Origin of the sequence: Tamilnaduibacter salinus, from assembly GCF_003096655.1 — a bacterium.
Taxonomy (GTDB): domain Bacteria; phylum Pseudomonadota; class Gammaproteobacteria; order Pseudomonadales; family Oleiphilaceae; genus Tamilnaduibacter; species Tamilnaduibacter salinus.
Window position 1 is genome coordinate 20,070 of record NZ_QEKQ01000008.1, and the last position, 12,606, is coordinate 32,675.

The window sequence follows — 12,606 nt, forward strand, 5'->3', positions numbered from 1 at the left end:
TCCATTGTTGTTGGGGACCCCGGCATGACCAGGGTCCTAGTCCAGAAAGAAGTCCGGTAGCAGCGGTTTGTCGCTGGACGCGTCATACCGGTACGCGTCGAAATCCGTGATGCCGGTCTCGCGCAGCAGGTCCTCATCCACCACCGCCTGACCACTCATCATGTCCGCCGGCCGCTTGAGAATCGCCAGCGCCGCATCGGCCATGATCGCCGGGGTGCGCCCCTGCTTCATCAGCTCCGGGCCGCCGACTTCGAACTCAATCGCCGCCGTGGCAATCAGCGTCTTGGGCCACAGGGCATTGACCGCGATGCCGTCGGACCGGAATTCCTCCGCCATCCCCATGGTCAGCATGGTCATGGCGTATTTGGTTGTGGTGTAGGCACCGTGCTGTGCGAACCACTTGGGCGCCAGGTTGATCGGCGGTGAGAGGCTCAGGATATGGCCCTCATCCGATTCCCTGAGCCAGGGCAATGCCGCCTGACTGCAGACAAACACCGCCCGGGCATTCACCTGATGCATCAGGTCGTACCGTTTGGCCGGCAGTTTCTCGACACCCTGCAGGCGAATCGCGCCGGCGTTATTCACCAGCTTGTCGATGCCGCCGAAATGTTTGCCGGCTTCATCGATCCGTGCCTTGACGGCGGCTTCGTCCCGCACATCCAGAACCAGCGGCAGCGCGCGGCCCCCGGCTGCCTCAACTTCTTCGGCCACCGAGTGAATCGTGCCCGGCAGCTTGGGGTGCGGCTGGTCTGACTTGGCCGCGATCACCACATTGGCGCCTTCCCGGGCACAGGCCAGGGCGATGGCCCGGCCAATGCCCCGGCTGGCACCGGTAATAAACACGGTCTTGCCGTTCATGTCGCTCATGCGTCGGTCTCCTGTTCGTCGGCCAGTTCCACCAGCACCTGACGTCGGCTGACCTGGGTGCCGGGGGAGATATGGACCTGATCCACCCGGCCGTCCCGCCCGGCGGTCAGCGGGTGCTCCATCTTCATGGCTTCGAGAATCACCAGCGTATCGCCCTGTGACACCTCGTCGCCCGGTGACACCATCACATCGATGATGGCCCCATCCATACTCGCCAGCAACCGCCCGGAGGCACTGCCGGCGGACGCATCCCGAGGCGCGTGCGTGACGTCGTCCACAACCAGAGACCGGCTGAGCTGCTGCAAATATAGGCGATCACCCACACGGTGATATTGGCAATGTTGACGGACCCCCCTGTCGATATAGTCCAGCCGCGAGCCGCTCATACCAAGGATTGTCAGGGTGACGGTCGCCTCTCCGGCCCGGGCGGTGACGTCGGCGCCATCCCACGTGAGGCTCAGGCTGTGGCGCTGATCGTCGATGGACAGGTGGAAGGGCACCGGTGCTGGCAGGCTGTTGCTCCAGCGTTGGCCGCCATGGCGTGGATCGTCGTTGAGCAGCACGGCGGCGAGTGCCTGCTCGGTCAGCGAGGGTGCGAGCGCGTGCATGCTCTCATCGTCGGCAAACGCGTCGCTGAGAAAGGCGGTGGTCGCCTCACCAGCACCGAAGACCGGGTCCGCCATAATCCGGGCGAGGAAAGCCCGGTTGGTGACCACCCCAGCAACAGGCATGTCCTCCAGCGCCCTGCGCAGCCGCCGCCTGGCATCATCCCGCGTCGGGCCGCTGGCGATGACCTTGGCCAGCATCGGGTCGTAGAAGGGCGAAATGACGTCGCCGGACCGGACACCGGTGTCCACCCGGATGCCGTTGCCTTCGATCGGTTCAAATCGCGCCAGCGTTCCGGTCTGGGGAGTGAAACCATTCGCCGGATCTTCCGCGTAGAGGCGCACTTCGATGGCGTGCCCTGACAGAGCAACCTCGTCCTGCGTCAGCGGCAGCGGTTTGCCTTCGGCGACCGCGAGCTGCCACGCCACCAGATCCTGTCCCGTTACGAGCTCGGTGACCGGATGCTCCACCTGGAGACGCGTGTTCATTTCCAGAAAATAGAAGTGGCCGTCGGCGTCCGCTAGGAATTCAACGGTTCCGGCTCCCACATACCCGCAGGCTTTGGCGGCACGCACGGCGGCCTCGCCCATGGCGGCCCTGAGCTCCGGGGTGACGAACGGAGAGGGCGCTTCCTCGACGACCTTCTGGTGCCGGCGCTGGATGGAACAGTCCCGCTCACCCAGGTAGATGGTGTTGCCGGACTGATCGGCGAATACCTGAATCTCGATATGGCGGGGCTGGATGACCGCCTTTTCCAGAATCAGCTCATCGTCGCCAAATGCACTACGGGCCTCGGAGCGGGCCCGGGCGATCTCGTCGGCAAGCTGATCGGCCTGTTGGACCAGCCGCATGCCGCGGCCGCCGCCGCCGGCGGAAGCCTTGATCATCAGCGGATAACCAATGTCACCAGCGGCCTCGATCAGGGCCTCATCGCTGGCGCCGTCCGCCTCGAACCCGGGAACCACCGGGACGCCGGCCTCCTGCATGGCAATCTTGGAGCGTCGCTTGCTGCCCATCAGCTCGATGGCGTCCGCCTTCGGGCCGATGAACGTCAGTCCGGCGTTCTCACAGGCGCGGGCGAACCCGGCATTCTCGGACAGGAACCCGTAGCCCGGATGAATCGCATCCGCGCCGGTCCGGTGGGCGGCGTCCAGTACCGCGCTCTGGTCCAGGTAGGACTCGCCCACCGGCGCGGGCCCGAGCCGAACCGCTTCATCGGCTTCCAGAACATGCAATGCATTCTGGTCCGCATCGCTGTAGACAGCCACGGTGCGATACCCCAGCTCCGAGGCCGTGCGGATGACGCGGACGGCGATTTCGCCCCGGTTGGCGATCAGGATCTTGCTCAGCATGGTGGTGGCTCCTCAGTCGCCGTCAGCGGCCCATGACGGGTCCCGTTTTTCCATGAAGGCGCGGGTGCCCTCGGCGCCCTCGGGGCCCCGGACCGCGCTGGCGAAATCCGTGGCTGCCTGATCCAGGAGCTGGTCCATGGGCTCGCGTCCGACGCGATGCAGCAGGGATTTGGTTGTGGCCGTGGCGACTGGCGCGCATTTCTGAATCTGTCGCAACGTATCGGTAATGGCGGCGCGGGCATTGTTTTCGCCATCGATGAGTTCATGCACCAGGCCCAGTTGGTGTGCCTCCTCGCCGTTGATCCGCAATCCGAGCAGCGCCAGACGACGGGCCTGAGTCAGCCCGATGCGCTCCACGACAAACGGCGCAATCTGGGCCGGAATGACGCCCAACGTGGTTTCCGGCATGCCGAAGCGGGCCGATTTGTCGGCAATGGCCAGATCTGAGACGCAGGCCAGGCCGAAGCCACCCCCCATCACAGCGCCTTCCAGCAACATGATGGTGACCTGGGGCGCTTCGTTGACCTGCTGGATCAGCGTTCCGAACGCCCGGTTCAGGTCGCGGAACGGATCGCTGCCATCCTTCGTACTGGCGGAGCGGGCTGAGGCCATGTCCTTGATGTCGCCACCGGCACAGAAGTGACCGCCGGCGCCACGCAGGACCACGGCACGGACAGTGTCATCGTCCCGAATGGCGTCGAACACGGCGCTGAGTTCCTGCACCATGTGCAGGCTCATGGCGTTGCGCTGGTCCGGCCGGTTCAGCGTGATCATCAGTGCGATGCCTTCCGGCTGAAGGGTCAGAGTCTCGCAGTTCGGCAATGTGGCCATGGTGATCTCCTGTTCAGTCGCGCTTGCCGGGCAGCGTACCCATCATCTTGCAGATGATGCCGAGCATGATTTCGTCAGCGCCCCCGCCGATGGAGACCAGACGCACATCCCGGTAGGCGCGGGCAACGGGGTTGTCCCACATGTAGCCCATGCCGCCCCAGTACTGAAGGCAGCTGTCGGTGACCTCCCGGCCCAGGCGCCCGGCCTTGAGCTTGGCCATGGAGGCCATGCGGGTGACATCCTTGCCCTGGATATGCAGTTCGCAGGCCTGGTAGGTGAGGGCGCGCAGGGCTTCCACCTCGGTCTGTAACTCGGCCATCCGGAAGTGGATGGACTGGTTGTGGATCAGCGGCTGACCGAAGGTCTTGCGCTCACGGCAGTACTCGATGGTGGACTCGATGCAGTACTCGAGCGCCTTGATGATGTTCGCGGCGCCCCATAGGCGCTCCTCCTGGAACTGCATCATCTGCATCATGAAGCCGGTGCCTTCTGCGCCGATGCGATAGCGTTGGGGGACGCGGACGTCGTCCAGAAAGACCTGGGCGGTTTCCGACGAGCGCATGCCGAGCTTGTCCAGGTGCTTGGAAAACGAGATGCCCGGTGTGTCCATCGGCACCATGATCAGCGACTTGTTCTTGTGCGGCTTGTCGTCGTTGGTGTTGGCGAGCAGGCACATGAAGTCCGCCTGCGGCGAGTTGGTGATCCACATCTTGGCGCCGTTGATGACGTAGTCGTCGCCATCCTTTGTCGCGGTCGTGGTCAGCCCGGCCACATCCGAGCCGGCACCGACTTCGCTGACGCCGATGCAGCCGACTTTCTCGCCCTTGATGGCCGGTGCCAGAAATTCCTGCTTCAGTTCATCGGAACCGAACCGCGCCAGAGCCGGGGTGCACATGTCCGTCTGGACGCCGACGGCCAGCGGGACACCGCCACAATGGGCCCGACCGAGTTCTTCGGCGGCGACGAGGTTGTAGCTGTAATCGAGCCCCATACCACCGTATTCTTCCGGCTTCTGGATGCCGAGCAGCCCCAGGTCGCCGAGCTTGCGGAAAATGTCGTGAATCGGAAAACCGCCGGCGGCTTCCCAGTCATCGCAGTGCGGGTTGATCTCTTTCTCCACGAAATCCCGGACGGTTTTTCGCAGCGCTTCGTGCTCTTCGGTGAAAATCATGGTGTCGTGCTCCTGGTGATGGAGTTTTTGATTGGCCACGGAATGCACGGAAACGACGAACATTCTTATGTAGCCGATGTCTCCGACTTCGGAGTCGCCCGCAGGGCGACCCTTTTCTGGTCTCAACTTTGGAGTCTGGGATCGTTGTCTATTTTCCGTGTTCTTCCGTGGATTCCGCGGCTAAAAAATCGTTAAAACCGCCCAACGCCAAAGCTGTTGGGCCGCAGTTCTCTGTCTTCGGCCTCGCGGCAGATCCCCAGTGCGAGAGCCAGCACCCGGCGCGTATCCCGGGGGTCGATGAGGCCGTCATCCCACAGTCGGGCGGTGCCGTAGAGGGCGGTGGAGCCTTCCTCGAGCTTCTGCGCGGTGGCCTGTTCGAGAAAATCGAGAGTTTTCTCGTCCGGCTCCTTGCCGGCCCGCCGCTGCTTGTCTTCCGAGACAATGCGCATCACTTTGCCGGCCTGGGCCGGCCCCATGACGGCAGTACGACTGTTGGGCCAGGCAAAGATGAATCGCGGGTCCAGCCCCCGGCCACACATGGCGTAGTTGCCCGCACCGTAGGAGCCGCCCACCACGACCGCAATGCGCGGGACACGGGCGTTGGCGACGGCCTGGATCAGCTTGGAACCGTGTTTGATGATGCCGTTCTGCTCGGAGTGGGTGCCGACCATGAAGCCGGTGGTGTTATGGAGAAACAGCAACGGTGTGCCGGCCTGGTCGCACAGCTGGATGAACTGTGCGGCCTTGGTAGCGCCGGCTGGTGTGATGGGGCCGTTGTTGCCGATGATGCCGACCGCGTGTCCCTCAATGGTGATCGTTCCGCAGACGGTCTGGTCGTCGTACTCGGATTTGAAATCCTGAAACCGGGAGCCGTCGGCGATGCGCGCCAGAATCTCCCGCACGTCGTAGGGTTTTTTCGGATCGGCCGGGACGACGCCAAGCAGCTCCTCCGGCGAATAGCGTGGCTCGTCCCATTCCGGTGCTTCCCGGGCCGGTCGGTTCTTATTCCAGTTCAATGCTTCGACCACGCCACGTGCCAGCCGGACGCCATCGGCATCGTCCTCGGCCAGGTATTCAGCCGTGCCGGCGAGCTCCGCATGCATGGCAGCGCCGCCGAGCTCCTCATCCGTTGCCTCCTCACCTGTCGCCGCTTTCAGTAGCGGTGGACCGGCGAGAAACATTTTGGCCTGATCCCGGACAACAATCACGTAGTCAGACAGACCGGGTTGATACGCGCCGCCGGCGGTTGCATTACCGTGGACGACGGTCACCTGAGGAATGCCAGCGGCGGACAGACGGGCCTGGTTCGCGAAACCACGCGCCCCCTGAACGAAGATGTCCGTGGCGTAGTTGAGGTTGGCGCCGCCGCTTTCCGACAGTGAGACGATGGGCAGGCCGTTCTCTTTTGCGACCTGCTGAAGCCGCAGGGTCTTGTCCAGACCCGCCGGCGTGATGGTGCCGCCCTTGATGGCGCTGTTGTTGGCGATCACCAGGCAGCGGGTACCCGCCACGGTGCCGATACCGCCAATCAGACCGCCGCCGGCCTGGCTGCCGTCCTTATCATCGTGCATCTTGTAGCCCGCCAGGGAGCACAGCTCCAGAAAGGGTGTGCCGCGATCAAGCAACAGATTGATGCGTTCGCTCGGCAGCAGCTTGTTGCGCTTGGTGAACTTCTCCCGCGCCGACTCGGCCAGGGCGGCCACCTGCCGCTCCACATCCCGGAACGTCTCAATATGGGCGGACATGGCCTCGGCATTGGCGGCGAACTCGTCCGACTGCGGGTTGAGGGTGGATTCCAGTGGTTGCATAGCGCGTTCGCTCCGATCAGTCCTGCAGCACTTTCGGGGTGGTTGCCCGGTGGAAGCCGTTGAACGGCTCGTTGTTCTTCGCTTTGGGCAGCGGCCAGACCGCGGTGCCCTGGGAGGCGCCACCATCGATGCGCAGGGTGTCCCCATTGATAAACGCGGAGCCCGGGCTGAGCAGGAAGCAGATCGCGGCGCTCACCTCGGACTCGGTGCCAATGCGCTTGAAGGGCACGGCGTCCCGCAGGCCGCGAATCCACTGCTGCATCTGCTCCGGGTAGGTGTCCATGCCGGACGAGGCAATCCAGCCCGGCGCCACGGCGTTGACCCGCACGCCCGAGCACCCCCATTCCACGGCGGCGGTCTGGGTGAAATTCACCATGCCGGCCCTTGCTGCGCCGGAGTGGCCCATGCCGGGCATGCCGCCCCACATGTCGGCGACGATGTTGACGATGGCGCCGCCGGTCTTCGACAGGTGCTGGTTGTATAGCTCGCGGGCCATCAGGAATCCGCCCGTCAGGTTGGTGCGCACGACGGTTTCCCAGCCCTTCTGGTTGATGGAGGCGAGAGGGGACGGGTATTGGCCGCCGGCATTGTTGAGTAGCCCGGTGACATTGTCGTGCTCGCTCAGAATGGTCCGGATGGTGTCGGCCACGACGGCTTCATCGCGGATGTCGCAGGTGTAGGTATGAGCCTGTCCACCGTCTTCAGCGATCTCGGCGCGAACGGCTTCCAGTTTGTCGGCCTTACGGCCCACCAGCGCCACCGTGGCGCCCAGCGAGGCCAGCTCGTGAGCGGTGCAGCGGCCGATGCCGGACCCGCCTCCCGTCACAATGAGGGTCTGTCCCGCAAAGAGGCCGGGGCGGAAAATCGATTGGTAACTCATTCGGAATCCTCATCAAGCAGTTCGTCCGGGATTGAGACCGGCATGTCCAGAAGTTGCTGGGCGAAGGCCTTGCCCTGCGGATCGATGCGCAGGCTCGCGACACCGCCGCCGCCCAGGCTGTGCTCCACCAGGAAATTGAGGCCGTGAATACCGGGCAGGTCCCAGCGCCGGACCCGGCCCTTGTCCGGGTTCAGGGTGTGGCGCATCCAATCAGTCACCGTGTCTTCGGTCAGGGACTGACGAATCCATGGGAGGTAATCCGGCCGACGGGCGACAACACCAATGTTGGCGTGATCGCCCTTGTCGCCGGAGCGGGCCCAGGCAAGCCTGATCAGGGGCACGGTCGTGTTGGCCGTCCCGGAGGGCTGAGCCTCGTCACTGGTCGGAGTCGACGGGGTCGCCCCCCGGGAGGCGTCGATTGCTGGTAGCGCCACCGTTCGGCTTTCCCCGGCCACATCAACGGTGACGGTTGTGTGGCTCTTGGGCACCAGACAGGAGAACAGCCGGATCTTGGGCCAGACGGTGGGCCGGCCACCGACGATACCGGTCAGTCCCGGCGCCATACCGGTGGCGGCCTGGGCAATTTCCCGGGAGAAAAGCACCAGTGCCTTCTTGTTCGCGTGGGCGGTGCTGATCTTGATGACCACTTCCCGGGTGTCGGAACGGCGTCCGTGCGCCCCGTACGTCGCTTCGGTGCCCAGAAGCTCCACGTGGGTGTCGGTGTAGGGGCCGTATCCCTTTTCCTCGAACAGTCGTCGGGTCCGGTCGAGGATGGCGTTTGCAACGGTTTCTGCCTTGCGGGCTGCGTTGATGCCGGCCATCAGGAACGTCACCGTGCACTTATGGCCGTCGGGCCAGGTCCCCGCGACCTTGTACTGATCGGTCGGTGCACGACCCGTGGCGCCTCTAACCGTCACCTGGTCCGGGCCGGTCTCCTCAAGGGTGACCTGCGTGAAGTCGCAGATGACATCCGGCAACTGATAAGCCGCCGGGTCATCGATTTCGTAGACCAGCTGTTCGGCGACCGTGCCGAAGCTGACTCGGCCACCGGTTTCCGGCGGTTTGCTCAGAACAAATGGGCCAGTGGGTTGCACCTCGACGATTGGGAACCCCATGTCCGTGAACCCGTCGGCAACGCTTTCCCAGTCGGTGAAATTTCCCCCGGTGGCATGGGCGCCGCATTCGATCAGGTGACCAGCGAGGCTGCCTTGTGCAAGCCGATCCCAGTCGTCCCACGCCCAGCCGAACTCGTGAATCAGGGGGGCGAGCACGAGGGCGCTGTCGGCCACCCGACCGGTGATGACGATGTCGGCGCCGTCTTCGAGCGCGGCGACAATGCCGGGGGCGCCGAGATAGGCGTTGAGGCTGACCATCGTGGCGGGCAGCGGTTCGCCGGTGGTCATTTCCCGGATGTCGCGCTTGCTCAGCTCGGATTTGGCGGGCATGAGGTCGTCGCCCAGAACGAGGCCGATGCGCAGGTCCAGGCCCTGGTCGTCACACAGTTGCTGGAGGGCATCCCGGCAGGTCTTCGGGTTCACGCCGCCGGCGTTGCTGATGACACGGATGCCCTGATCCCGAATCTGTGACAGCAGGGGGGCCATCACTGTTTCGACAAAATCCCGGGCATAGCCCTGGCTGGGGTCCTTCAGTTTCTGGCCCGCCATGATCGACATGGTGATCTCCGCCAGGTAATCGGACACCAGATAGTCCAGATTCCCTTTCTCCACGAGTTGCCGTGCGGCGATTTCCGTGTCTCCCCAGAAGGCGGCAGAACAGCCGATGCGCGTGGTTCGGGTCGTGCTCGGCATGGGGGTGCTCCTGATTCCGGTTAACGTAACGCTACAATACCAAGCAAGCGCTTGGTTTGTGAATAGCCCGGTCTACGCTAGAATGGCGGTCAGTCTGAACGCTCCTGAATGGAATCCGCGCCGTGCCCGATCACACCATCCAGCAATCACTGATTGCCGACCAGCGTATTTCCGATCCCCGTAGTGCCCGGGGGCGATTGCTGACCTCGGCCGCCCGACTGTTCCGCGAACAGGGGTATGAGCGCACGACCGTCCGTGATCTGGCTTCGGATGTCGGCATTCAGTCCGGCAGCCTGTTCCATCATTTCCGCAGCAAGGAGGACATCCTGAAAGCGGTGATGGAAGAAACCATCATTCTGAATACCGAAATCATGCGGGCGGCCCTGGCCCGCGCGGAAACGGTGCGTGACAAGCTCCGGTCTCTGATCGCCTGTGAGCTGGAGTCCATCAACGGTCAGACCGGTGAGGCCATGGCGGTGCTGGTGTTCGAGTGGCGCAGTCTTTCCGACGCCTCGAGAGCGGAGATCCTGAAACTGCGCGATGTGTACGAGGCGCTCTGGATGGAGGTGTTGTCCGCGCTTGAAGAGGAAGGGCGTCTGAAAGCCGATCCGTTCGTCACCCGCCGCATGCTGACGGGGGCGCTGAGCTGGACCATCACCTGGTATCGCCCCGGCGGTAGCATGAGCCTCGAAGATCTCACCGGCGAGATCATGGGAATGCTTGGGCTTTAGACCCGTCCCTCCTTTCTTCGAGAATCGATTTTCCGATTCAGCGTTACGAAATGAAACTTTTGTACCGGTTCCTGCGTCCTTGCAGGTGGCGGTCGTCAAGCGGACGCTCGGTTGCGAACCGGGGTTTCAGGCCGCCATGCCGGGGCCGGGCAGGTTTTTCAGGCCTTTCAGCCCGGCCTGGCACCGCCTGAGTGCGGTGTGCGGATCGGCCCATTGGCCTCATCGGCCAAATTTCTGGTCGCAGCGGCCATTCACGAAATGCGAACCGGGTCGCATCCTTCAGTCCGCGTGAGGAGTAACAGATTGTATCCCTGTTCCTGAAGCGGGATCATCTGTGGCTTCACCCGGACACTGACAAGAACAAACAAGTCAAAAGGAATCAGAATGTACGCTTCCATCATCCCGACAACCTTCGCGGGTTTCGTTCGTCGAGTTCTGTCTCCGATCCTCGCCCTGGCCGTCCTCAGCGGTTGCGGCGTCAACCCGATCTACCACACCACAGGGGTCGTGATTACCGGCTATGCTGAGTCCGAAGCGACGCCGTATGTCCTCCAGATGTCTGACGCGAAAATGGCCTGCAGCATGGGCTCTGCGCTGGACCCCCTGGTCTCTTCCTTCGGTCGCGTCACCGACTTCCCCAATGAAACCGGCTCGCTGATGCAGTTGCTGTCCGCCAACTGTGCGGAAGCCAAGGCCTGGGAAGCGGACCTGGCTTACCTGAGAGCCGACTATCAGGGCAATGTTGCCAAAGCCAAGGATGCCCGGACCCAGGCCAAGCGCTGGCACAAGGTGACCGCCGAGCGCCGCTTGGAAACGTTCCGTCGAGCCATGAAGGCGTATGAGTATGACGTGACGGCGGATAGCCCGGAGTGCCCGTTCCTTTACAACGATCAGGACGAGCTTACCTTCCTTCTGGGTCTGCTGACCGGCATGCAGGCGATCGTCAACGACACCAACTCCGGCGGTACGGCGGGTGTGCCCAAGAACATTGCGCCGCAAGCAGAGCGGGCCGCGCAGTGTCTGGACAATGAGAAGTGGGGCGGCATCCCGAATGCCATTCGAGCCAATGTCTGGCTGCTGCTCCCGGACACTCAACCGACGATGGCGCCCGAGCCGTTCAAGCTCCTGAAGGCCAGCTCTCAGCTGGGCATTGAGAAAGGCTTCCGCGCGTCGATGGCGCTTGAAGCGGTCGCGGCCCAGAGTGCCGGCCGGGATGAGGTCCTGGCCGACGTGATCAAGCGCTACGCCGATTCGGAGAAGGGCTTCACGGTTCGCGCAGAGTACGCCCTGGTGGATCAGGTCGCCCATAGCGTCATCCAGTACATGTCGGACAGGCACTGGACGCAGGAATACGGCCACCGGACGCCGAGCGCCTACTTTGGCCGAATGAGCAAGAAGTCCTCGTCGGACGCCGAGGCGATGGATCTCGATGGGCTGCTCTGACAGCCCATCAGCCTGACTTTCAGACTCACAAGCACAAAAAACCGAAACGGGAGGTTTAACCCATGCTCCGTAAGACTGCTGCTGCACTGACCCTGGCCATGGTGGCGCCGCTGGCGCAGGCTCAGGACGATGCCAAGGATGTCAGCATGTGCGTGTTCGATGTCATCGGCGCCAACGGTGACATTTACAACATGATGAAAGACTACGCCCTGAACATGAAGGAACACGGCATCGATTACGAGCTCAAGCCGTATACTGACGAGGGTGTGGCGCTCGGGGATTTCCAGTCCGGCCAATGTGATGTGCTGGCGGCGACCGATCTGCGCACCCGGCGCTTTAACCGGTTTACCGGCACCATCAGTGCGGTCGGGGCGCTCCCGTCCTACGACAACCTTGAGACTCTGTTGAAGACGCTGTCCCAGCCCAAGGCGGCGCCGTTGATGAAGAGCGGTCAGTATGAGGTGGTCGGGATTGCACCGGCCGGCGCAGGTTATCTGTTTGTGAATGATCGCGAGATTGATACGGCCGGGGAGCTGGCAGGCAAGCGGATCGCGACACTCGAGTATCAGAAAGACGCGATCCACATGGTGAACTACGTGAAGGCGACCGTTGTGCCGTCTGATATCACCAACTTTGCCGGCAAGTTCAACAACGGTTCTGTCGACTCTGCCTACTCGCCCGCCTATGCCTACGAGGCTCTGGAGCTCTACAAAGGCATTGGCGAAGAAGGCGGCATTGTGGACTACCCGCTGGCCCAGCTGACTTACCAGTTGATTGCTCGTGACGACGTCATGAACGACGAGACGGCCCAGGCCTCTCGGGACGTCACCTGGGGCCTCTATGGACAGGCCATGAATTTGGTTGAGAAGTCAGAGCAGAGCATCCCGGAAAAACAGTGGATCAACATCCCGGAGAAGGACATCCAGGGTTACCAGGAAATGTTCCGCGAGAACCGCCTCGAGCTGCGTGATGGCAAAGGCGGCGCGCCTGAGGTGTACAACGCGAAGATGCTGTCACTGATGGCCAAGATTCGCTGTGCCTCCAACCCGGGTGCGGCTGAATGCACCGCCGGGAACCGTGAATAAACGCAGTAAAGGCTGATCAACCAT

General features: G+C 63.0%; 10 protein-coding genes. 3 read left to right on the forward strand and 7 right to left on the reverse strand.

The window, feature by feature from the left end; genetic code table 11:
* Window positions 1–36: 36 nt before the first annotated feature.
* The 7 genes from C8D92_RS12235 to C8D92_RS12265 form a co-directional block, all read right to left on the reverse strand.
* Window positions 37–867 (reverse strand): SDR family oxidoreductase, encoded by an 831-nt coding sequence (locus C8D92_RS12235; RefSeq protein ID WP_116919519.1) that lies wholly within the window; start codon window positions 865–867, stop codon window positions 37–39.
* Window positions 864–2,825 (reverse strand): acetyl/propionyl/methylcrotonyl-CoA carboxylase subunit alpha, encoded by a 1,962-nt coding sequence (locus C8D92_RS12240; RefSeq protein WP_116919520.1) that lies wholly within the window; start codon window positions 2,823–2,825, stop codon window positions 864–866. Before C8D92_RS12240 ends, C8D92_RS12235 begins: the two co-directional genes overlap by 4 nt.
* Before the next feature lie 12 nt (window positions 2,826–2,837).
* Window positions 2,838–3,656: an enoyl-CoA hydratase/isomerase family protein gene (locus C8D92_RS12245; protein WP_116919521.1), complete on the reverse strand. Its 819-nt coding sequence runs from the start codon at window positions 3,654–3,656 to the stop codon at window positions 2,838–2,840.
* Window positions 3,657–3,669: 13 nt separating this feature from the next.
* Window positions 3,670–4,827 (reverse strand): citronellyl-CoA dehydrogenase, encoded by a 1,158-nt coding sequence (atuD, locus tag C8D92_RS12250; RefSeq protein WP_116919612.1) that lies wholly within the window; start codon window positions 4,825–4,827, stop codon window positions 3,670–3,672.
* Between the two features lie 191 nt (window positions 4,828–5,018).
* Complete coding sequence (locus C8D92_RS12255; RefSeq protein WP_095610026.1) at window positions 5,019–6,635, reverse strand: acyl-CoA carboxylase subunit beta; 1,617 nt, start codon at window positions 6,633–6,635, stop codon at window positions 5,019–5,021.
* 16 nt (window positions 6,636–6,651) lie between these two features.
* On the reverse strand, window positions 6,652–7,515 hold the full coding sequence (locus tag C8D92_RS12260; RefSeq protein WP_116919522.1) for an SDR family oxidoreductase: 864 nt from the start codon (window positions 7,513–7,515) through the stop codon (window positions 6,652–6,654).
* A complete protein-coding gene (locus C8D92_RS12265; protein WP_116919523.1) occupies window positions 7,512–9,323 on the reverse strand; it encodes an acyclic terpene utilization AtuA family protein in 1,812 nt (603 codons plus the stop codon). The genes C8D92_RS12260 and C8D92_RS12265 overlap by 4 nt, the downstream gene beginning before the upstream one ends.
* Before the next feature lie 113 nt (window positions 9,324–9,436).
* On the opposite strand from C8D92_RS12265, the gene C8D92_RS12270 reads away from it, so the two are divergent.
* The 3 genes from C8D92_RS12270 to C8D92_RS12280 all read left to right on the forward strand — a co-directional run bounded on the left by C8D92_RS12270 (window position 9,437) and on the right by C8D92_RS12280 (window position 12,582).
* The gene (locus C8D92_RS12270) at window positions 9,437–10,054 is read left to right on the forward strand and encodes a TetR/AcrR family transcriptional regulator (protein WP_409456159.1); all 618 of its coding nucleotides are present in this window, start codon (window positions 9,437–9,439) and stop codon (window positions 10,052–10,054) included.
* 384 nt (window positions 10,055–10,438) lie between these two features.
* Entirely contained in the window at window positions 10,439–11,497 is a 1,059-nt protein-coding gene (locus C8D92_RS12275) for a hypothetical protein (protein WP_116919524.1), read from the forward strand.
* Between the two features lie 62 nt (window positions 11,498–11,559).
* Window positions 11,560–12,582 carry a putative solute-binding protein gene (locus tag C8D92_RS12280; RefSeq protein ID WP_095610031.1) on the forward strand — a complete coding sequence of 341 codons (1,023 nt, stop codon included), beginning with the start codon at window positions 11,560–11,562 and terminating at the stop codon, window positions 12,580–12,582.
* The last annotated feature ends 24 nt before the right edge of the window (window positions 12,583–12,606 follow it).